We start from the raw sequence: 22106 nt of genomic DNA on the forward strand, positions 1-22106 counted from the left end.
GCCGGGCGCACCCCACCGGCCCACACCCGCCCCGTTACGCTCATACACATGGCCGGCCGCTTCTCACCCCCCACCCCCACGACCCGCACCACCGTGCGCGGCGGCCACGTCCCCGTACCGGCCCAAGCGTCCGAGGCTCCCGATGCCTCAGAGACCCCGGAGGCCCCCGAGGCTCCCGCTCTCGATCTCGGCCTCACCCTCGGCCCCCTCCGCCGCGGCCCGGGCGACCCCACCTTCCGTACCACCCCCGACGGCTCCATCTGGCGGGCCAGCCGCACCCCCGACGGCCCCGGCACGCTCCGGGTCGCCGTCCGCGCCGGCGGCGTCGAGGCCGAGGCGTGGGGCCCGGGCGGCGACTGGCTCCTGACCGGCCTGCCCCGCCTCCTCGGCGCCGACGACGACCCCACCGCCTTCGTCCCCCGCCACCGCCTCCTCGCCGCGACCCACCGTCGCCGCCCCGGCCTCCGCCTGACCCGCACCGGTCTGGTCATGGAGTCGCTGATCCCGTCGATCCTGGAGCAGAAGGTCACGACCGACGAGGCGTACCGCGCCTGGCGCCTGCTCGTACGGAAGTACGGCGAGCCCGCCCCCGGCCCCGCCCCGGACAGGATGCACGTCATGCCCGACGCCCCGACCTGGGGCCGGATCCCCTCCTGGGAGTGGCACCGCGCCGGCGTCGACAACAAGCGCGCCTCCACGATCCTGCGCGCGGTCCGGGTCGCCCGCCGCCTGGAGGAGGCCGCCGGGATGGAGCCCGAACAGGCCCAGCAGCGGCTGGAGTTGATCCCCGGCATCGGGCCCTGGACCTCCGCCGAGACGGTCCAGCGCAGCAACGGCGCCCCGGACGCGGTGAGCGTCGGCGACTACCACCTGCCCGGCATCGTCGGCTACGCCCTCGCCGGCGACCGGAACGCCGACGACGCGGCCATGCTCGAACTCCTCGCCCCCTACGCGGGCCAACGCCACCGCGCGGCCCGCCTCATCCTCCTCAGCGGCCGCGTCCCCCCGCGCCGAGCGCCCCGGATGACCCCCGGGAACATCGCGGCGCTCTAGGAACGGGACCTACCGCACCTCGATGAACTGCCCCGCCTGCCGCGCGGGCCGGTCCTTCGGCGGCGCCGCCGCGTGTCCCACCGCCACCGCGCCCATCGGGTCCCAGTCCTCAGGCAGCCCGAGGACCTCGCGTACGACATCACGGCAGAACATCGTCGAGGACACCCACGCCGAGCCGAGCCGCTCGCCCGCCAGCGCCACCAGGAAGTTCTGCACGCCCGCGCCCGCCGCGACCACGAACATCTCCCGCTCGGCGGCGTCCCGGCGCGGATCGCCGTAGTGGTGCGAGCCGTCCGTCACGAGGCAGGGCACCACCAGATAGGGCGCGTTGCGCAGCACATCCCCGCGCCGCACGCGCTTCGCGATCGACTCCTCCGGCTTGCCGTCCCGCCGCAGGTCCGCGATCCACGCGTCCCGCATCGCGTCGAGCAGCCGCAGCCGCGACTCCGGCGACTCCAGCAGGACGAACCGCCACGGCGTGGTGTGGTGCGGCGCCGGGGCCGTGACGGCCGCGGCGACGGCACGTCGTACCGCACCCGGGTCCACCGGCTCGTCGGTGAACTCCCGGACGGTACGCCGCAGGGTCACCGCCTCGCGCACGGCCTCCGAGGTCCCGAGCCGGAACATGTCGTCGGCGGCGCCGCGGACCAGCGCCCGCGCGCCCTCCTCGCCGGCACCGTCCACCAGATGCGGCAGACCGCGCACGACGGCGACCGGAAGACCGCTCGCCTTGCCCTTCACCAGGTCGCCCGCGGCGGCGAGTTCGTCGGCGGTGGCGACGACGGTCGCGCTGAGCGGATTGCCGTACGCGTCCGTGCCACCGCGCAGGTCGTCGAGCACGCGCACTCCGGCCGCTCCGATGGCGACGTCGGTCAGACCGCTGCGCCAGGGCCGCCCGAAGGTGTCCGTGACGACGACACCGACGTCGACGCCGAGCGCGTCCCGCAGCCCGTCCCGGATCGCGCGGGCCGAGGCGTCCGGGTCGACGGGCAGCAACAGCACCGTCCCGGCAGGGGTGTTGGAGGCGTCGACGCCGGCGGCGGCCATGACCAGGCCCTGCCGGTTCTCGACGATCCGCAGGGTGCCGCGCCGCGCCACCACCCGTACCGTCTCGGCGTCGATCGCCTCCTCCCGGTCGTCGGCGGCGATCACCCGCCCCTCGGCCTTGCTCACGATCTTGGAGGTGACGAGCAGGACGTCCCCGTCCTCGAGACCGGGGGAGACGGACGCGATCAGCTTGGCGAGATCGTCCCCGGCCCTCACCTCCGGCAGCCCGCCGAGCGCCCACACCCGATACCCGTGCGCCACGCCCCCGGCATTACCCGCCGCGCCGTCCACAGAACCCGCCACGCCACCCGCCGGACCAGCGACGCCGTCCACAGAACCCGCCACGCCGCCCGCCGGACCAGCCACGCTGCCCGCCGGACCAGCCCCGCCGTCCACAGAACCCGCCACGCCGCCCGCCGGACCCGTCATCCGCGGATCTCTTCCGCGAGCGCCAGCGCCTCGCGCGCCATGGTGGTCGTCGCGTCCAGGTCCGTCATCATCAGCGGCACCGCCCGGCAGCGGATGCCCGCCGCCTCGACGCCCTCGACCGCGCCCGCGTCGACGGTGTCGACCAGCCAGCCGTCGAGAAGTTCGGAGCTGTAGTGACGGGCGACGGCCGCCGCCGTGGACTCGACGCCGACCGCCGCGAGGACCTTGTCGGCCATGCCCCGCACGGGTGCGTCGCCGACGATGGGGGAGAGGCCCACGACCGGCGCGGACGCGGCGGCGACCGCCTCCTCGATGCCGGGGACGCGCAGGATCGTGCCGATGGACACCACGGGGTTGGACGGCGGGAAGATGATGACGTCCGCCTCGGCGATCGCCTCGAGGACACCCGGCGCGGGCTTCGCCTCGGCCACGCCGATCGGCGCGATGGCCGTCGCGGGCACGGAGGCGCGCAGCTTCACCCAGTACTCCTGGAAGTGCACGGCCTTCCGCTCGCCCTCCACTTCGATGACGACATGGGTCTCGACCCGGTCGTCGGACATCGGGAGCAGGCGCACGCCGGGCTGCCAGCGGGCGCACAGCGCCTCGGTGACGGCGCTGAGCGGGTATCCGGCGCCCAGCATCTGCGTACGGACGATGTGCGTCGCGAAGTCCCGGTCGCCGAGGCCGAACCACTCGGGTCCCACCCCGTACGCCGCGAGCTCCTCCTTCACCGCGAAGGACTCGTCCTCACGGCCCCAGCCCTGTTCCTCGTTGATGCCACCGCCGAGGGTGTACATCACCGTGTCGAGGTCCGGACAGACCTTCAGTCCGAAGAGATGGATGTCGTCACCGGTGTTGCCGATGACCGTGATCTCCGCGTCGGGCGCGGCCTGCTTGAGGCCGCGAAGGAAGCGGGCACCACCGATGCCACCGGCCAGAACCACAATGCGCATGCAGACAGTCTGTCAGGCGCAGCCTGATCCATTGAGGGGTGGTGGTCGGGCGACGGGAGGGCGTGTCAGGCGGGCACGACGCCGTGGGCCGCCGGGGCGCACCGCGCCTGCACGGATTCGTGCATGGGCATCTCGGTGAGGCCGGGGAAGTACACGTGCAGGCTGACCGCCGGTTCGAGGGAGTCGTTGACGACCTCGTGGACGTACCCCGGCGCGAACACGCGCTGCGCGCCTCCCGCCAGCGTGCGTACGCCCCGGTCCGTACGCTCCGTCAGCTCTCCTTCGAGGACGGTCAGCACGCCGGAGGAGCGGCCGTGGTCGTGGAGTCCGCTGCCCTGGCCGGGTACCCAGGAGAGCAGCCAGACCTCGTAGCCGGGGCCGGTGCGGAGCCGGTGGTACCAGCGGGTGGTGGCGTCGTACTCGACATGCGGGGCCCACTGCGCGCGGTCGGCGGCGATGGAGCGGGCGAGGCCGGCGAACTCGGCCACGGTGGCGGGGTGCTCGCGGGCGGGCTGCAGGAGGTGCGGGACCTCGAGGATGTCGCCGGCGATCTGAAGGTCGCTGTCGCTGTTCATGGGTGCGGGGGTTCCTCGGCAGAAGCAGGGAGTGCAGGTGCGGGGGTTTCGCAAGGAAAGCGGGGTGTCGCAAGGAGAGACGAAGCTGGAGCTCTGCGGCATCAACAGCTGGAACAGCAACAGCAACAGCGCGCCTGGACAGCGCGGCGGAACCCACGGGCGTGGGTCGCGGAGGGCGCTGAGGTCGCTGGCATGGGATCAAAGGTGACGGGAGGGCCACCCGACTGTCAACCCAATGCCCGTTTTGGGGGTAATGTTTCACCTCATCCGGTTACAGCGTCCGGAGAAAGGTTTGTGCAGCCGTGGAGCGGGAGACATGGCGCAACATCCGTGCCTGTAAACGCGGCTGAGGTCCCGTGATCAGACTGTGATCCGGATCGCTTCCGTGGCTGGATCGCAACAAGATCCACGTCTCGGGCGTCTCCCTTCATGAAGGAGAACGGTGCGGCCAGGCCAGTGGCATGTGTCTCGGTTTTTGCTGATTTGAACACTTTCCGCATAGCCTTGGTTCCGCAGAGTGAATACCGGGCCCAATAGCAGATTCCGGCTTGACTCGCACAGAGCACGAACTTGTAATTTCACTCGTGTCGTTCGGCCGATATCGGTAACGGCAACATCACGGGGACGCAAAGACGGACGAGGGGCGCACATGACCGAGTTGTTCCAGGAACTGCTGGTCGAGGACGCGGACGAGGAACTCGGCTGGCAGGAGCGCGCACTGTGCGCCCAGACCGATCCCGAGTCCTTCTTCCCCGAGAAGGGCGGCTCGACCCGCGAGGCCAAGAAGGTCTGCCTCGCCTGTGAGGTCCGCTCCGAATGTCTTGAGTACGCCCTGCAGAACGACGAACGATTCGGCATCTGGGGCGGCCTGTCGGAGCGGGAACGCCGCCGCCTCAAGAAGGCCGCGGTCTGACCGGCGCCCCGATCGGCGCCCACTCGCCAAACCGCGCACACCTGTACACAACGAACGGTCCGCCCCCTGTGCTCTGTCCACAGGCGGCGGACCGTTCTGGCTCTCCCGTCGCCCGACCACCGCCCCTCATCGAGGCGCTGCGCGCCATCCCCTCCTTGTCTGCCGTTAGTGTGGGGCCCCGTCCGAGACGTACCCACGCCCCCCGCGGGCGACCCCCGGCCGGAGGGCCCGTACCTCGATGTCCTCAACTCCTGAGTTCCCGCGACACGTCGTCACCGCCGTGCTCGTCGCCCACGACGGCGCCCGCTGGCTGCCGGACGCCCTCGCCGGGCTGCTCGGCCAGGAACGCCCCGTGCAGAACGTCGTCGCCGCCGACACCGGCAGCGCCGACGACTCCGCGCAGCTGCTGACCGCCGCGATCGGCGCCGACCGCGTCCTGCACCTCGCCCGCCGCACCGGATTCGGTGCCGCCGTCGAGGAGGCCGCCCGCACCGCCCCCGTGCTCGGACCCGAGGAACTCACCTACCTGAAGCGCCCCAGCGGCTGGGACCCGGTCAGCAGGACCTGGAGCGACGACGCCTACGACCTGCCCGAACTCCCGCACGGCGAACCCGTCCAGTGGCTCTGGCTGCTCCACGACGACTGCGCGCCCGAACCGGACGCCCTCGCCGAACTCCTGCGCGTCGCCGACTCGGACGCGTACGCCGCCGTCGTCGGACCCAAGCTCCGCGGCTGGTACGACCGCAAGCAGCTGCTCGAGGCCGGCGTCTCCATCGCCCGCAGCGGCCGCCGCTGGACCGGCCTCGACCGCCGCGAACAGGACCAGGGCCAGCACGACCAGGTCCGCTCCGTCCTCTCCGTCTCCAGCGCCGGCATGCTCATCCGCCGCGACGTCTTCGAGGAGCTCGGCGGCTTCGACCGCCGACTGCCGCTGATGCGCGACGACGTCGACCTCTGCTGGCGCGCCCACTCCGCGGGCCACCGCGTCCTCGTCGCCCCCGACGCCGTCCTGCGCCACGCCGAAGCCTCCGCCCGCGAGCGCCGCACCGTCGACTGCGCAGGCCGCTCCGTCGCCAGCCCGCACCGCGTCGACAAGGCAGGCGCCGTCTACACGCTGCTCGTCAACACCCGCGGCGCCGCCCTGCCCTACGTACTGATCCGGCTCGTCCTCGGCACCCTGCTGCGCACCCTCGCCTACCTCGTCGGCAAGGTACCCGGCCAGGCCGTCGACGAGGTCATGGGACTCTTCGCCACCCTGCTGCGCCCCGAGAAGATCCTCGCCGCCCGCAAACGCCGCAAGAACCCCGCCGTCGCCGCGAGCGAACTGCGCCCGCTCTTCCCGCCGCCCGGCGCCACCGTCCGCGCCACCGCCGAACAGGTCGTCGCGAACTTCGGCGGCTCGGACGCCGATTCCGGCGGCTCGCGCCACGGCGTCGTCGAATCCGGACCCGGCGGCGACGACGCCGACTTCCTCGAGATCGAGCAGTTCGCCCGGCTGAAGAAGATCGCCCGCAAGCCCGGACCGGTCCTCTTCGCCCTGCTCCTGCTCATCTCCGTGGTGGCCTGCCGCGGCCTGTTCGGCGGCGGCTCGCTCGCCGGCGGCGCGCTGCTCCCCGCCCCCGACTCCGTCTCCGAACTGTGGGGACGGTACGCGGACGGCTGGCACGCCCTCGGCACCGGCGGCACCCAGACCGCGCCGCCCTACCTCGCCGTCCTGGCCGGGCTCTCCGCGCTCTTCCTCGGCTCCACCTCCTTCGCGCTCACCGTGCTGCTCGTCTGCTCGGTCCCGCTGGCCGGCTTCACCGCCTACTTCGCCGCACGCCCGATCGTGGAGTCCCGGCTGCTGCGCGCCTGGGGCGCCATCGCCTACGCCTTCCTGCCCGCCGCCACCGGAGCACTCGCCGCCGGCCGCCTCGGCACCGCCGTCCTCGCGATCCTGCTCCCGCTCATCGCCCGCGCCGGCGTCGCCGCCCACGGGCTCGCCGGACAGAGCCGCGGCAGCTGGCGCGCCACCTGGGCGTACACCTTCCTGCTGACCTTCGCGACGGCGTTCACACCGATCGTCTGGCCGCTCGCCGTCGTCCTCGGCATCGGCGTGCTCGTCCTGCGCCGCGGCGACATCACGGCGTACGGCCTGCGCTTCCTCGCCGCCGTCGGAACCCCGATCCTCGTCCTCGCCCCCTGGTCGCTCTCCCTTCTGACCAGCCCCTCCGCCCTCCTGCGCGAGGCCGGACTCGACATCCGTACGGGCACGGCCTCCGCCCTCGACCTGCTCGGGATCAGCCCCGGCGGGCCTGGCACCACCGGCGGCCTCCTCCTCATCGGCATCGTGCTCGCCGCCATGGCCGCGCTGCTGCGCGAGGAGCGGCAGTTCGCCGTCCGCGCCGCCTGGGCCGCCGCCCTCGCCGGGCTCCTCTTCGCCGTGCTCTCCAACGGCGCCGGGGGCACCGGCTGGGCCGGACCCGCCACCCTCGTCTACGGCGCCGCGCTGCTCGCCGCCGGCATGATCGGCGCCGAGGGCGGACGTACCCGCGTCGCCGCGCACGGCTTCGGCTGGCGCCAGCCCGTCGCCGCGCTCATCGCGCTCGCCGCCGCGCTCGGCCCGGTCGTGGCCGCCGCAGGCTGGATGATCGGCGGCGCCGACGGCCCGCTGACCCGGCGCGACCCGGTCCAGGTCCCGGCGTTCGTCGCCGAGGAGAGCGGCAACCCCGATCAGCCCCGCACCCTCGTCCTCGGCGGCACCTCGCCCGGCGAGGTCGCGTACACCCTGGTCCGCGGCTCCGGCGGCCGCCTCGGCGACGCCGAACTGACCGCGGCGGCCGACAACGAACCGCGCCTCGACAAGGTCGTCGCCCACCTGGTGGCCGGCTCCGGCGCCGACCAGACCGAGGAGCTGAGCGGCTTCGCGATCCGCTACGTCCTCGTACGGGACGGGGCGCCGCGCCAGATGAGCCGCGTCCTCGACGCCACCCCCGGCCTGAGCCGGCTCAGCCAGCTCGACGGCAGCGCGCTCTGGAGCGTCGACCGCGAGCGCGTGGTCGCCCGGGCCACCATCGTCCCCGCGGCGAAGGGCGAGGCGAAGACCGCCGACGCGGCGGCCAAGCCGGTCATCGTCGCCGCCGGTCCCGTCGAGGCGCACACGAAGATTCCCTCGGGCGCGGCGGGCCGCGTCCTGCGCATCGCCGACCGCGCCGACGAGGGCTGGACGGCCACCCTCGACGGCAAGGAGCTGACGAAGACCACCGTCGACGGCTGGGCCCAGGGCTTCGAGCTCCCCGCCGAAGGCGGCCGCCTCGACCTCACGTACGACCAGCCGGTCACCCACACCCTGTGGATCTGGGCCCAGGTCGGCCTCGCCGTCGTCCTGCTCGTCCTCGCCCTGCCCGGGCGTCGCCGCGAGATCGACGACGACCTGCCCGAGGAGGAGATCGTCATCCCCGCCCAGGCGATGGAGGGCGACGGCCGCCGGGCCCGCCGCCTGCGCGCCGCGGCGGAGGCGGAGGCCGCCGCCGGGGAGGAGGAGCAGCCGCAGGAGTCGGCCGCGATCCCCGAGCAGCAGACGTACGCCGCCGAGGAATGGCAGCAGCCGCAGGAGCAGTACGCCCAGCAGGGATACCCGCAGCAGTACGCGGAGTACGCCGCCGACCCGTACCAGCAGCAGGGGTACGAGCAGCAGGGCTACGAGCAGCAGTACCAGCAGCAGTACGACCAGCAGGGGTACGCGCAGCAGCAGTACGACCCGTACCAGCAGCAGGGGTACGAACAGCAGCAGCCGCAACAGCCTTATGAGGAGCAGCAGCAGCCTTACGAGGAGCAGCAGCAGTACGACCCGTACACGTACGGCTACGAGACCGAGCAGCGTCCCGACGGGAGCAGCAACCAGTGAAGCGCACCACCCTCTCCCTGATCGCGGTCGCCACCGCCCTCGCGGCCGTCACCGGCTTCGCCGCCCTGACCGCGCCCGACGGCACCGCCCCGGTCGCCTCGATCGCCACGGAACCGATGCCGGTCGAGCGCTCCAGCCTGCTGTGCCCGGCGCCGAGTACGTCCGAGGTGGCCGAGACGGACTACGCCTCGTACACCCCGGCCGGAAAGGGCGCCGTCGGCAAGGCCGACACCGCTGCCAAGCCCGGCACGGCGGCCAAGGCCGAGCTGAAGCCCGCCCCGCTCGCCGCCACGCCCGGCGGGACGGCGGCGAAGAAGCCCGGGGCCGCCAAGGCCCCGGCGACCGTCACCGAACCGGGCAAGCCCGTCGCCGCCGAGGCGAACGGCGGCGCCGCACCCGCCCTGACCGGCGCGGCGACCGGCGCCCTCGCCCCCGGCTGGACGATCCAGCAGACCACCGTGGTCCCGGCCGGCGGCGCGCGCGGACTGCTCGGCGTCGCCTGCTCCGCCCCCGACACGGACTTCTGGTTCCCGGCCGCCTCCACGGCCAAGGAGCGCCAGGACTACGTCCACCTCACCAACCCGGACGACACCGCCGCCGTCGCCGACATCGAGCTGTACGGCCCCGAGGGCGCGCTCAAGTCGCAGCTGACCGAGGGCATCCCCGTCCCGGCCCACTCCAGCGTCCCCGTCCTGCTCTCCACGCTCACCGGCGAGGCCCCGGCGGCCGACGTGACCGTCCATGTGACGACCCGCAGCGGACGCGTCGGCGCGGTCATCGGCTCCGCCGACGACAAGCTCGGTAGCGACTGGCTGCCCGCCTCCGCCGACCCGGCGGGCACCGCCGTGCTCCCCGGCATCCCCGCCGACGCGACCTCGGTGCGCCTGGTGGCGTACGCGCCGGGCGAGGACGACGCGGAGCTGAAGATCCAGCTGGTCGGCGAGAACGGCACGATCGTCCCGGCGAGCGCGCAGTCCCTGCACGTGAAGTCGGGCATGACCGCGGCCGTCGATCTGCCGGACCTGACCCGGGGCGAGGTCGGCTCCCTGCTGCTCACCCCGTCGGACGCGAAGAAGGCCACCCCGTTCGTGGCCGCCCTGCGTGTCGTGCGCGGCAAGGGCGACAAGACGGAGGTCGCCTTCGTCCCCGCGACCGCGGCGATCACCGCCCGAGGCACCGTCGCCGACAACCGCTCGGCCGGCACGACCCTCACGCTCACCGCCCCGGGCGCCGCGGCCCAGGTCAAGGTCACCGCCTCGGCGGGCACGGAGGGCGGCACGCCGGTCTCCAAGACCGTCACGGTCAAGGCGGGTACGACGATCAAGGTGGCCGATCTCGTCCCGTCCGGTCTGAAGGGCTCCTACGCCCTGACGGTCGAACCGGTCTCGGGCGGACCCGTCCACGCCGCACGCACCCTGGCGATCCCGCAGAACGGCATCCCCATGTTCACGGTCCAGACCCTGGCGGACGACCGCGGCACCGTCCAGGTCCCGACGGCCAGGCAGGACCTCTCGGTCCTGGACGACTGACCCCGGACGACGGCCGACCCTGGACGACTGAGCCCGGACGGCGACTGACGCTGGACAACCGACGTTCGTTCCCCCGAAGGGAGAAAGACGTTCCCCCGAAGGGGTCAGTCCTGCCCGTACCGGGGGTCGACCGACTCGGGGGAGAGACCCAGGAGCTCGGCCACCTGCTCCACCACGACCTCGTGGACGAGCAGCGCCCGTTCGTCACGGCTCTTCGAGCGGATCTCGACCGGCCGCCGGTAGACCACGATCCGGGCGGGCCCGCCCTTCTCCGCGGGCGCGGCCCCGCCCAGCGGCACCGACTCGCCCGGCACCGAAGGCGGCACGTCGAGCACCATGAACTCGACGTCCGCCAGCTGCGGCCAGCGCCGTTCCAGGCGCTCCACCGAGTCCAGGACCAGATCGCGGAACGTGTCCGCCCGCGTCGCGGACAACGGCACCTGAGGCGGGGCGACCGGCCCACGCATACCGCGGCCGTGGCGATCGCGGCGGCGCGTCCGCGGCTCCACCGGAACCGGACGGGACTCCGCCGCGTGGGGCTCGGCCGGACGGGACGAGGGGTTCGGCGGCACAGGACTGTCCATCACTGACGCAGCGTAACTCTCCTCGGTGCTCGCCGACCGTGGCGCACACGTGCCACCTCGACACCGGCCGGAGCCGGGATGTCGATAGTTGAACATTCCGGCCAGGCGCGGGCTCGATTCCAGGGGCTCCCGCGATCGGCCATCTGGCCGTGGTTGACCGGATTCCTGTCGACCGTTGTCCGGATCCGCTGCCGTCCCCACCCCCGTTCCCCTCCTTACGCGCAGGTCAGGACGTACGCCCGGAGCGGGGCCGTGTCCGACGTCACACCGCGACACGGTGGAGTGACCTGGTGGAGAGTCGTCGCGGCCCGCTCAAGAGTGCGGTACCGTCCAACGTCGTGAGCCCTGTACGTCGCTGTTCGCGCACCGCGTGCGGCCGCCCTGCCGTCGCGACACTGACGTACGTCTATGCCGACTCGACTGCGGTCCTCGGCCCGCTCGCCACCTACGCCGAGCCCCACTGCTACGACCTGTGTGCCGAACACAGCGAGCGCCTCACCGCCCCGCGCGGCTGGGAGGTCGTGCGGCTCTCCGACGGCTCCGCCCCGGCTCGCCCCAGCGGCGACGACCTCGAAGCCCTCGCCAACGCGGTACGGGAAGCGGCGCGCCCCCAGCAGCGCGCGGCCGAGGCCGGCGGCAAGGGCGGCGGCCGCGGCGGCGACCCGATGGAGGTCGGACGCCGCGGGCACCTGCGCGTCCTGCGCTCCCCCGACTCCTGATCCACCGGACAGCTCCCTAGGCATCCACCGGACAGCCCCGAGGCGCTCTGCCCTCCCCTCGGCGACCCCCGGTAGGTTGGGCCTCCGCACACGCTGTACACGCGTGGCACACGCGCCGCACACGCGTGCCGGGTTTGAGGATTCAGGAGGGTTGTTCCGTGGTTGCTGATCTGTCGCAGATCGTGAAGGCGTACGACGTCCGCGGGGTGGTGCCGGATCAGTGGGACGAGACGCTCGCCGAGCTGTTCGGCGCCGCGTTCGTCCGGGTGACGGGCGCGGACGCGATCGTCGTCGGCCACGACATGCGCCCCTCGTCACCGGGCCTGTCGGGCGCCTTCGCCCGCGGCGCGGCCCGCCTCGGCGCCGACGTCACCCTGATCGGGCTCTGCTCGACGGACCAGCTGTACTTCGCCTCGGGCAGCCTCGGCCTGCCGGGCGCGATGTTCACGGCCTCGCACAACCCGGCCCAGTACAACGGCATCAAGATGTGCCGCGCCGGCGCCGCGCCCGTCGGCCAGGACACCGGCCTGTCCGAGATCCGCAAAATGGTGGAGCGGTGGTCGCAGGAGGGCGCCCCCGCGGCGGCCCCCGTCACCGGCACCATCACCGAGCGGGACACGCTGCAGGACTACGCGGCCCACCTGAAGGCGCTGGTCGACCTCACCGCGATCCGCCCCCTGAAGGTCGTCGTGGACGCGGGCAACGGCATGGGCGGCCACACCGTCCCCACCGTCTTCGCGGGCCTCCCGCTGGACCTCGTACCGATGTACTTCGAGCTGGACGGCACCTTCCCGAACCACGAGGCCAACCCGCTCGACCCCGCGAACATCGTCGACCTCCAGGCCCGCGTCCGGGCCGAGGGCGCCGACCTCGGCCTCGCCTTCGACGGCGACGCCGACCGCTGCTTCGTCGTCGACGAGCGCGGCGAGGCGGTCTCCCCGTCCGCGATCACGGCGCTGGTCGCCGCGCGCGAGCTGGCCAAGACCCCCGGCGGCACGATCATCCACAACCTGATCACCTCCTGGTCCGTCCCCGAGGTCGTGCGCGAGAACGGCGGCACGCCGGTCCGCACCCGCGTCGGCCACTCCTTCATCAAGGAGGAGATGGCGAAGACGGGCGCGATCTTCGGCGGCGAGCACTCCGCCCACTACTACTTCAAGGACTTCTGGAACGCCGATACGGGCATGCTCGCCGCCCTCCACGTCCTCGCCGCCCTCGGCGGCCAGGACGGCACGCTGTCGGAGCTGGTCTCCTCGTACGACCGCTACGTGGGCTCGGGCGAGATCAACTCCACGGTCGACGACCAGGCGGGCCGTACGGCGGCGGTCAAGGCGACGTACGCGGGCCAGGAAGGCATCACCCTGGACGAGCTGGACGGCCTGACGGTGTCGGCGGACGACTGGTGGTTCAACCTGCGCCCGTCCAACACCGAGCCGCTGCTCCGCCTGAACGTCGAGGCCCGAGACGAGGCCACCATGGCCAAGATCCGCGACGAGGTCCTCGCCCTGGTCCGCGCGACGGACTGACACCCTCTCCCCGCCGGGGGACGGGGCGGGCGGCCGAGCCGCGTTCCCCGCCCCCCGGCGGTAGGCTGACCTGGCCCAAAGGGCAGCACCACCACCGTTTGTTCGAAGGGAAAACCCATGCCGCTCGAAGCCGGCCTCCTGGAGATCCTGGCCTGCCCGGCGTGCCACGCGCCGCTGAACGACCGCACGGCGGCCGAGACCCCCGAACTGATCTGCACGGGCGACGACTGCGGCCTGGCCTACCCGGTCCGCGACGGCATCCCCGTCCTCCTGGTGGACGAGGCCCGCCGCCCGAACTGAAGCGGCCCGCACCCGCCGACGGCGAGGTCCGACCACAGGTCGACCGTCAGCCGACGTCCGAGTTGCACGGTGGTGCGGGTGGGAACCCAAAGCCCGGCCGAAGGCCGGGCGCACCACCACGAACCCGAACTCGCACCCGCCCCGCACCGCCCGGAGGCACGCCACATGCTCGACGAGACCCTCCTCGACGCACCGGACGCCCTCGCCCTCGCCGACCGCCGCGGCCTCCTCCGCGGCGCCGCCGAGGCCGGCGCACGGGTACGGACCGCCGCCCGGCACGCCACCGAGGCCGGCATCGCCGATCTCAGCCCCGAGGGCCGGCCCCGTACCGTCCTCGTCGCGGGCCCCGGCAGCGCGGCCGCCGGCGTCGCCGACCTCGTCGGCGCCCTCGCCGGCGCCGCCGCCCCCGTCATCCGCCTCCAGCCCACCGGCGTCGCCCCCGCCGCAGGGGCCCTGCGCTGGGCCCTTCCCGGCTGGGCCGGCTCCGTGGATCTGCTCCTGATCCCCACCACCGACGGCTCCGAACCCGGACTCGCCCTCCTCGCCGAGCAGGCGTACCGCCGCGGCATCACGGTCGTCGCCGTAGCCCCCAAGAACTCCCCGCTCGCCGAGACCGTCAGCGCCCCCCGCGGACTGCTCGTACCGATGGCGATGGCCCCGCACGAGAGCGCCGAGGAGTACGAGGAGTCGCTCGCCGCCGGGCCCGGCTCCCTGTGGGCCCTGTTCACCCCGCTTCTCGCGCTCCTCGACCGCGTCGGCCTTCTCGAAGCGCCGTCCGAGACGCTGGAGAAGGTCGCCGACCGCCTGGACAGCACGGCCGAGCGCTGCGGCCCGGCCATCGCCACGTACAGCAACCCGGCCAAGACGCTCGCCGCCGAACTCGCCGACTCGCTGCCGCTGATCTGGACCGAGGGCGACGCCGCGGGACCCGTCGGCCGCCGGTTCGCCGCCGTACTGGCCGAGCTGGCCGGACTGCCCGCGCTCGCCGCCGAACTGCCCGAGGCACTGCCCGCCCACGGCGTGCTCCTCGCCGGCGACTACGCGGCCGGCGCCGACCCCGACGACTTCTTCCGCGACCGCGTCGAGGAGGCGCAGGCCCTGCGCGCCCGGGTCGTGCTGCTGCGCGACCGCCCCGCCGGCGCGGGCGGCCTGACCGCGGCGCCCGCCGCCCGCGAGCTGGCGCTCAGTCATGGCACGGCCATCAGCGAACTGGAGCCGGACGAGGGCGGGGAGCTGGAGACCCTCGCCGAACTGCTCGCCGTCACCGACTTCGCCGCCGTCTACCTCTCCCTGGCCTCGGCTGGCATCGCACCGCCGCACTGAGCCCTCCCGTCCCGTCCCCGCCCGGCCCGCCTCACCCTCGGCGTAGCCCGCCATACGTCGCTGAGACACCCCACGGACACCACCCGCTGAGACACTCCGCCGACCCACCTCCCGCACCGAGGAAAGCTGGAACGTTCGATGGACCGCCTCGTCAACACCGTTCGCCCCTACGCGTGGGGCTCCACGACCGCCATCCCGGAACTGCTCGGCACCGCCCCCACCGGTGAGCCCCAGGCCGAGATGTGGATGGGCGCCCACCCCGGCGCTCCGTCCCGCACGGAGCGCGGACCGCTGAACGAGGTCATCGACGCCGATCCCGCACGTGAACTGGGTGCCCCGGTCGTCGGGAAGTTCGGCTCGCACCTGCCCTTCCTCTTCAAGGTGCTCGCCGCCGGCAGCCCGCTCTCCCTCCAGGTCCATCCCGACCTCGCCCAGGCGAAGGCCGGATTCGCCGCAGAGGAGGCGGCCGGCGTCCCCATCGACGCACCGCACCGCAACTACAAGGACGCCAACCACAAGCCCGAACTGATCTGTGCCCTCACGCCGTTCAACGGGCTGTGCGGCTTCCGCGACCCCGTCGAGGCCGCCGACACCATCGCCGCGCTCGGCGTCGACTCCCTCAAGCCGTACGTCGATCTGCTGCACGCCCACCCCGAAGAGGCCGCGCTGCGCGAGGTCATGACGGCCCTGCTCACCGCCGACCGCGAGGAGATGGCGCACACCGTCGCCGAGGCCGCGGCCGCCGCCACCCGCCTCGGCGGTGCCCACGCCCCGTACGCCACCCTCGCCCACCACTTCCCTGGCGACGCGGGAGTCATCGCCGCCATGCTGCTCAACCCCGTCCAACTCCAGCCCGGCGAAGCACTCTTCCTCGGCGCCGGCGTGCCGCACGCCTATCTCGACGGACTCGGCGTCGAGATCATGGCCAACTCCGACAACGTGCTGCGCTGCGGTCTGACCCCCAAGCACGTCGACGTCCCGGAGCTGCTGCGAGTCGTCCGCTTCGAACCGAACGAACCGGCCGTTCTGCGCCCCGAGGCCTCCGAGTCGGGCGAAGAGGTCTACGACACCCCGATCGACGAGTTCCGCCTCTCCCGCTTCGTACGGGCGGAGGGCGCCGCGCCCACCGACATCACCGCCCGCACGCCGCAGATCCTGCTCGCCGTCGCGGGCCGGCCCAAGGCGGGCGAGGTGACCCTCGCCCCCGGCGAATCGGTCTTCGTTCCCGCGGGCGAAACGACCGAACTGTCTGGTGCGGGCACGGTCTTTCGCGCCACCGTCGTGGCCTGATGCAACAATGACCGGCCGTATGGCGGCATCAGAGCCGGAGCACCGACGAAGGGAACACGTACACCCATGAGCGCGTCAGGCGGAACCAAGGCGATCGTGGCGGCACTCGCCGCGAATCTCGCGATCGCGGTAGCCAAGTTCGTGGCGTTCCTCTTCAGTGGTTCGTCCTCGATGCTGGCAGAGAGCGTCCACTCGCTGGCCGACTCCGGCAACCAGGGGCTCCTGCTCCTCGGAGGCAAGAAGGCCAAGCGCGAGGCGACCCCGCAGCACCCCTTCGGCTACGGCCGCGAGCGGTACATCTACGCCTTCCTCGTCTCGATCGTGCTCTTCTCCGTCGGTGGCATGTTCGCCGTCTACGAGGGCTACGAGAAGATCAAGCACCCGCACCCGATCGAGGACTGGTACTGGCCGATCGGCGTGCTGATCTTCGCGATCATCGCCGAGACGTTCTCGTTCCGTACGGCCATCAAGGAGTCGAACGCGATCCGCGGCGGCCAGTCCTGGAAGGAGTTCGTGCGCCGCGCGAAGGCGCCCGAGCTCCCGGTCGTCCTCCTGGAGGACCTCGGCGCGCTCGTCGGTCTGGTCCTCGCCCTCGGCGGCGTCAGCATCGCCCTCGTCACCGACAACGGCGTCTGGGACGGCATCGGCACCGTCTGCATCGGTGTCCTCCTCATCGCGATCGCCATCGTGCTCGCCGCGGAGACCAAGTCGCTGCTGCTCGGTGAGGCCGCCGGCATCGACCAGGTGAAGTTGATCGAGGACGCGGTCGTCGACGGCGAGACCGTCACCCGCCTCATCCACATGCGCACGCTCCACCTCGGCCCGGAGGAGCTCCTCGTCGCCGCCAAGGTCGCCGTCCAGCACGACGACACGGCCACCGAGGTCGCTGCCGCCATCAACGCGGCCGAGGAGCGCATCCGAGCCGCCGTCCCGATCGCCCGGGTCATCTACCTGGAACCGGACATCTACAGCGCGTCCGCCGCCGCAGCGGGCATCAACCCCTCCAAGTCCCCGGGCGGCACCGGCCACTGACGCACTCCGGAGGCTCTCTCGCCCTGATGTCGAGGCCGGAATCGGCCGTTCCAGGGGTCCGGCGGACTGTGGGTCGCTGCGCTGATCGGTGTAGATTCGTGACCAGCCAGACGTCGCTGCTGATGGCGGTCGGTCGGTCCGCACGGACCGGCCGAGGGAGAGAGGGCCTCCGACGACTGCACCGCGGGAGTACCCGGGCATTCGTATGCCCGCGCTACGCCACGACGCGGTGTCAGGCGCCCCGACCGACCCTCGAACCCGATCCACGAGGAGCAGCCCAGTCATGACGACTGCCGCCACCCAGCAGGACTTCAAGGTCGCCGACCTGTCCCTTGCCGCCTTCGGCCGCAAGGAGATCACCCTGGCCGAGCACGAGATGCCCGGTCTGATGTCGATCCGCCGCGAGTACGCCGACCAGCAGCCGCTCGCCGGGGCCCGGATCACCGGCTCCCTGCACATGACCGTGCAGACCGCCGTCCTCATCGAGACCCTCGTCGCCCTCGGCGCCGAGGTCCGCTGGGCCTCCTGCAACATCTTCTCCACGCAGGACCACGCCGCAGCGGCCATCGCCGTCGGCCCGACCGGCACCCCCGACGCCCCCGCCGGCGTCCCCGTCTTCGCCTGGAAGGGCGAGACGCTCGAGGAGTACTGGTGGTGCACGGAGCAGGCCCTGACCTGGCCGAACACGCCCACCGGCGGCCCGAACATGATCCTCGACGACGGCGGTGACGCCACCCTCCTCGTCCACAAGGGCGTCGAGTTCGAGAAGGCCGGATCCGCCCCGGACCCGTCCACCGCGGACAGCGAGGAGTACGGCCACATCCTCCGTCTCCTCAACCGCACCCTCGGCGAGAACCCGCAGAAGTGGACCCAGCTGGCGTCCGAGATCCGCGGCGTGACCGAGGAGACCACGACCGGTGTCCACCGCCTGTACGAGATGCAGCAGGCCGGCGACCTCCTCTTCCCGGCGATCAACGTGAACGACGCCGTCACGAAGTCGAAGTTCGACAACAAGTACGGCTGCCGCCACTCCCTGATCGACGGCATCAACCGCGCCACCGACGTTCTCATCGGCGGCAAGACGGCCGTGGTCTGCGGCTACGGCGACGTCGGCAAGGGCTGCGCCGAGTCGCTGCGCGGCCAGGGCGCCCGCGTCATCGTCACGGAGATCGACCCGATCTGCGCGCTCCAGGCGGCGATGGACGGCTACCAGGTCGCGACCCTCGAGGACGTCGTCGAGACCGCCGACATCTTCATCACCACGACCGGCAACAAGGACATCATCATGGCGTCGGACATCGCCAGGATGAAGCACCAGGCCATCGTCGGGAACATCGGCCACTTCGACAACGAGATCGACATGGCCGGCCTGGCCGCCACCCCCGGCATCGTCAAGGACGAGGTCAAGCCGCAGGTCCACACCTGGACCTACCCCGACGGCAAGGTCGTCATCGTTCTCTCCGAGGGCCGCCTCCTCAACCTGGGCAACGCGACCGGACACCCGTCCTTCGTGATGTCGAACTCCTTCGCGGACCAGACCCTGGCCCAGATCGAGCTCTTCACCAAGCCCGAGCAGTACCCGACCGACGTCTACGTGCTCCCCAAGCACCTCGACGAGAAGGTCGCCCGCCTCCACCTCGACGCGCTCGGCGTGAAGCTCACGACCCTGCGCCCCGAGCAGGCCGCCTACATCGGCGTCCAGGTCGAGGGCCCGTACAAGCCGGACCACTACCGCTACTGATGCCAGGACCGACGGCGCCCGTGCACTGACACACGCCCGTCCCGGACACCCGTAGAGGAAACAGGCAGGCCCCCGCACCCCCGTGCCGGGGGCCTGCCTCGTCTATCGCCCCCGCAAGCACCCCGAGGACCCATGCCCCGCGGCCGCTATTCGCTCCATGATCCGCACGATCACACCCCCCTCGGTGAAGAGCACTTCAACTGCGCGCCCGGTCCCTCCGGCTGGCGCTACGTCTCACAGACCACCACCCCCTCCGGCGAACACGCCGGCTCCGTCGACCTGGCCATCGACGAACTCGGCCGCCCCATCCGCCTGGAACTCCACGCCGCGAGCTGGCAGGTCCGCGGCGCCGCCCTCGACGGCGTCACCTGGGTCCGCACCGACCCCACCGGAACCCATGCCACGGAAGGCAATGTGCGCGCCCATGCCTTCACCGGCACCTCACCGGCGTTCCTCGTTGCGATCACGCGACTCGTGCGTCTCACCCCCGCTTCCCCCGCGACCCGCATCCGGCTCGTCGCCTTCACGGATCCCGTGCTCGCCCCCCTCACGGTCGACCAGTCCTGGGCCCTGGTGAACAGTGAAACGCACGCCACTGACAACGGCCCTCTGATCGTGGACGAGTACCAGGTCAACGCCCTGGACACGGGGGAGCAGCACACGCTCCACATCGCCGGTGACGTGGTCCTCTCCGCCCCCGGCATCGAACTCGAAGCCCTCGAGACCCCGCCGTCCGTCTGGCCCTAGGCGGGCGGCGCGAACCCGGTCGCCGCACCGGAACCACCCGCGTCCGAAGCCACGACAGGGGGCGCCGCCGCCGGAGCCGCCCGTCCCGGTTCCGCGACGGGAGCCACGAACCCCGGCGCCCGCTCACCCGTGCCCTTCCCCGCCGAGGCGAAGGCGCGCCGCGCCTCCCGAGCCTGCCGCTCGGCGACGACCCCGGCCAGATACGCCGCCGCGGGCACACCCTGCGGCGGAGGCGCTCCGGTCCGCGAGACCAGCTCATCGGCCAGCCGCTCCGCGAGCCGCCTCCCCACCCCAGGGTCCAGCTGCCGCATCCGCGTCAGGTACTGCCGTATCTCCAGCCACAGCCCGTCCGGCACCGCAGACAGATCCAGCTCCGCGAACCGTCCCACGAGAAACGGCGGGGGAGGGGGCACGACCGCGCTCCGATCCGCCGGCACCCGCTCGCGTACGACCAGCGTCCCCGCGAAGACGTCCCCGATCCGCCGCCCCCGCTCCGACACCAGCGACGCGATACAGGCGACGACCCCGAACGTCATCAGGATCTCCACGACCCCCATCGCCCCACGCACCAGCGCATGGCGGAACCGGATCGGCCCCCCGTCGTCCCGCACCACCCGGAGCCCGCAGGCCAGCTTCCCCAGCGACCGCCCGTGCGACAGCGTCTCCACCGCGATCGGCGCCCCCACGAGCACCAGCAGGAACGACGCGATGGATATCGCCATCTGCGCGGCCTCGTCCAGCGAGGCGGTGGCAATCGCCAGCCCGAGGGTGATCAGCAGATAGACCGCCCACACGGCCAGCAGATCGAGGAACAGCGCCAGAGCCCGGCTCGGCAGCCGCGCCGGTTGCAACCCCAGTACGACGGCGTCCCCCGTCACAACACCGCTCACGGCGCCCACCCTTCTCCGACCTTCCCGACCCCTCAGTACGACAGTCTGCCAAGCTGACCCGCAGCGCGCCGCAGTAGTACGGACCCGTACGCACCCAGTGCCTGGAGCAGCAGCCGATCATGGACCTCGACGTCTACGTCACCGCCCACCGAGCCGAGTGGGACCGCCTCGACCACCTCCTGCGCAGAGGCGGAAAGCTCAGCGGCGCCGAGGCCGACGAGCTCGTCTCCCTCTACCAGCGGACGGCCACCCATCTCTCGCTGATCCAGTCCAGCGCCCCGGACCCCATGCTCACGGCCCGGCTCACCCAGCTCGTCGCCCGCGCCCGCGCCGCGGTCACCGGCACCCGCCGCTCCTCCTGGCGCGATGTGACCGGCTTCCTCACGGCGGGCTTCCCGGCGGCCGTCTACCGCTCCCGCCACTGGTGGGTGCCGACGGCCGTCCTCTCCACGCTCCTCGCCGCGATCATCGGCTGGTGGATCGGTACGCACCCCGAGGTCCAGTCCGCGATCGGCGCTCCGGCCGAACTGCGCGAGATGACCCGCCCGGGCGGCCAGTACGAGACGTACTACTCGAGCCACCCGGCCGCCTCCTTCGCCGCCCAGGTCTGGACGAACAACGCTCAGGCCGCAGCCATGTGCCTGGTCCTCGGCGCGTTCCTCTGCGTCCCGGTGCTCTGGATCCTCTTCCTCAACATGCTGAACCTCGGCGTCGGCATCGGCCTTATGTCCTCCGCCGGCCGCCTCGACGTCTTCCTGGGCCTGATCCTCCCGCACGGCCTCCTCGAACTGACTGCGGTCTTCGTGGCCGCCGGCACGGGCCTCCGCCTCGGCTGGACCCTGATCGACCCCGGCCCCATGACCCGCCGATCCGCCCTCGCCCAGCAGGGCCGCGCGGCCGTGGGAATGGCGATCGGCCTGGCCCTGGTCCTGTTCCTTTCGGGCCTCATCGAAGGCTTCGTCACCCCCTCCGGTCTCCCGACCTGGGCGCGCATCACCATCGGCATCGCGGCTGAACTGGCATTTCTCGCCTACGTCTACATCCTGGGTGGCCGCGCGGCCCGGGCGGGCGACACGGGAGACGTCGAGGAGACCGACCGCAGCGCCGCCCTGCCGACCGCCGCCTGATGTGCGGACGACCCCGCTGACCTGCTAGTCTCCTCCTCGCCCACAAAAGCCGTTGACACGGTCGGCGTGGGGAGGTAGATTCAAACGGTTGCCTCGGACTGGACAAGTTCGAAGGCCAGCAGCTAGACTCTCTCTCGCTCCGGTCGGGAAGTTCACTTCCACGGAGCCACCCCGATTCCTTATTCGAATCACGAAGCCACCGATTAGGTCGGCCGAAATGAATCTGATAAAGTCGGAATCGCCGGAAAGGGAAACGCGAAAGCGAAGAACAGACCGGCAGCCCGCTCCAGCGGGTGGCAGAAACGGAAAACGGATCTGCTAAGCTGGAAACACGAAAGACCGAAGGAAAAAGCCCGGAGGAAAGCCCGAGAGGGTGAGTACAAAGGAAGCGTCCGTTCCTTGAGAACTCAACAGCGTGCCAAAAATCAACGCCAGATTAGTT

General features: G+C 72.2%; 18 protein-coding genes. 13 read left to right on the forward strand and 5 right to left on the reverse strand.

Annotated features, from left to right (window positions below; all coding sequences use genetic code 11):
• Positions 1-48: 48 nt before the first annotated feature.
• Positions 49-1053 carry a DNA-3-methyladenine glycosylase 2 family protein gene (locus ABZ939_RS36245; protein WP_361864760.1) on the forward strand — a complete coding sequence of 335 codons (1005 nt, stop codon included), beginning with the start codon at positions 49-51 and terminating at the stop codon, positions 1051-1053.
• Positions 1054-1062: 9 nt separating this feature from the next.
• Here ABZ939_RS36245 and ABZ939_RS36250 read toward each other — a convergent pair whose 3' ends face one another.
• From ABZ939_RS36250 to ABZ939_RS36260, 3 genes are all read right to left on the reverse strand, one after another.
• Positions 1063-2361 carry a coenzyme F420-0:L-glutamate ligase gene (locus tag ABZ939_RS36250; RefSeq protein ID WP_361864762.1) on the reverse strand — a complete coding sequence of 433 codons (1299 nt, stop codon included), beginning with the start codon at positions 2359-2361 and terminating at the stop codon, positions 1063-1065.
• A gap of 164 nt (positions 2362-2525) precedes the next feature.
• On the reverse strand, positions 2526-3482 hold the full coding sequence (gene cofD / locus ABZ939_RS36255) for a 2-phospho-L-lactate transferase (protein WP_361864764.1): 957 nt from the start codon (positions 3480-3482) through the stop codon (positions 2526-2528).
• 65 nt (positions 3483-3547) lie between these two features.
• Positions 3548-4057 carry a cysteine dioxygenase family protein gene (locus ABZ939_RS36260; RefSeq protein WP_361864766.1) on the reverse strand — a complete coding sequence of 170 codons (510 nt, stop codon included), beginning with the start codon at positions 4055-4057 and terminating at the stop codon, positions 3548-3550.
• A gap of 649 nt (positions 4058-4706) precedes the next feature.
• Between ABZ939_RS36260 and ABZ939_RS36265 the strand changes: the two genes are divergently transcribed.
• From ABZ939_RS36265 to ABZ939_RS36275, 3 genes are all read left to right on the forward strand, one after another.
• On the forward strand, positions 4707-4970 hold the full coding sequence (locus ABZ939_RS36265; protein ID WP_015033978.1) for a WhiB family transcriptional regulator: 264 nt from the start codon (positions 4707-4709) through the stop codon (positions 4968-4970).
• Between the two features lie 238 nt (positions 4971-5208).
• Entirely contained in the window at positions 5209-8856 is a 3648-nt protein-coding gene (locus ABZ939_RS36270) for a glycosyltransferase family 2 protein (RefSeq protein WP_361864768.1), read from the forward strand.
• A complete protein-coding gene (locus ABZ939_RS36275) occupies positions 8853-10385 on the forward strand; it encodes a DUF5719 family protein (protein ID WP_361864770.1) in 1533 nt (510 codons plus the stop codon). The genes ABZ939_RS36270 and ABZ939_RS36275 overlap by 4 nt, the downstream gene beginning before the upstream one ends.
• Positions 10386-10489: 104 nt before the next feature.
• On the opposite strand, the gene ABZ939_RS36280 is transcribed toward ABZ939_RS36275, so the two are convergent.
• Positions 10490-10969 (reverse strand): metallopeptidase family protein, encoded by a 480-nt coding sequence (locus ABZ939_RS36280; protein WP_361864791.1) that lies wholly within the window; start codon positions 10967-10969, stop codon positions 10490-10492.
• Between the two features lie 290 nt (positions 10970-11259).
• On the opposite strand from ABZ939_RS36280, the gene ABZ939_RS36285 reads away from it, so the two are divergent.
• The 8 genes from ABZ939_RS36285 (at position 11260) to ABZ939_RS36320 (ending at position 19647) form a co-directional block, all read left to right on the forward strand.
• Positions 11260-11688 carry a DUF3499 domain-containing protein gene (locus ABZ939_RS36285; RefSeq protein WP_361864772.1) on the forward strand — a complete coding sequence of 143 codons (429 nt, stop codon included), beginning with the start codon at positions 11260-11262 and terminating at the stop codon, positions 11686-11688.
• Between the two features lie 158 nt (positions 11689-11846).
• On the forward strand, positions 11847-13214 hold the full coding sequence (locus tag ABZ939_RS36290) for a phosphomannomutase/phosphoglucomutase (RefSeq protein ID WP_361864774.1): 1368 nt from the start codon (positions 11847-11849) through the stop codon (positions 13212-13214).
• A gap of 117 nt (positions 13215-13331) precedes the next feature.
• Positions 13332-13514: a Trm112 family protein gene (locus tag ABZ939_RS36295; RefSeq protein ID WP_361864776.1), complete on the forward strand. Its 183-nt coding sequence runs from the start codon at positions 13332-13334 to the stop codon at positions 13512-13514.
• Between the two features lie 165 nt (positions 13515-13679).
• Positions 13680-14837 (forward strand): SIS domain-containing protein, encoded by a 1158-nt coding sequence (locus ABZ939_RS36300; RefSeq protein WP_361864793.1) that lies wholly within the window; start codon positions 13680-13682, stop codon positions 14835-14837.
• 138 nt (positions 14838-14975) lie between these two features.
• Positions 14976-16127, forward strand: coding sequence for a mannose-6-phosphate isomerase, class I (gene manA, locus ABZ939_RS36305; RefSeq protein WP_361864778.1), 1152 nt, complete (start codon positions 14976-14978; stop codon positions 16125-16127).
• Positions 16128-16193: 66 nt separating this feature from the next.
• Positions 16194-17159: a cation diffusion facilitator family transporter gene (locus ABZ939_RS36310; RefSeq protein ID WP_361864780.1), complete on the forward strand. Its 966-nt coding sequence runs from the start codon at positions 16194-16196 to the stop codon at positions 17157-17159.
• Positions 17160-17442: 283 nt separating this feature from the next.
• On the forward strand, positions 17443-18900 hold the full coding sequence (gene ahcY / locus ABZ939_RS36315; protein WP_361864782.1) for an adenosylhomocysteinase: 1458 nt from the start codon (positions 17443-17445) through the stop codon (positions 18898-18900).
• A 132-nt stretch (positions 18901-19032) separates the two neighbouring features.
• Positions 19033-19647 carry a hypothetical protein gene (locus ABZ939_RS36320; protein WP_361864784.1) on the forward strand — a complete coding sequence of 205 codons (615 nt, stop codon included), beginning with the start codon at positions 19033-19035 and terminating at the stop codon, positions 19645-19647.
• On the opposite strand, the gene ABZ939_RS36325 is transcribed toward ABZ939_RS36320, so the two are convergent.
• A complete protein-coding gene (locus ABZ939_RS36325) occupies positions 19644-20537 on the reverse strand; it encodes an RDD family protein (RefSeq protein WP_361864786.1) in 894 nt (297 codons plus the stop codon). The genes ABZ939_RS36320 and ABZ939_RS36325 overlap by 4 nt on opposite strands.
• 119 nt (positions 20538-20656) lie before the next feature.
• On the opposite strand from ABZ939_RS36325, the gene ABZ939_RS36330 reads away from it, so the two are divergent.
• Positions 20657-21664, forward strand: coding sequence for a stage II sporulation protein M (locus ABZ939_RS36330; RefSeq protein WP_361864788.1), 1008 nt, complete (start codon positions 20657-20659; stop codon positions 21662-21664).
• Positions 21665-22106 lie beyond the last annotated feature (442 nt).

This window comes from Streptomyces sp. NPDC046712 (genome assembly GCF_040645695.1).
GTDB lineage: Bacteria > Actinomycetota > Actinomycetes > Streptomycetales > Streptomycetaceae > Streptomyces.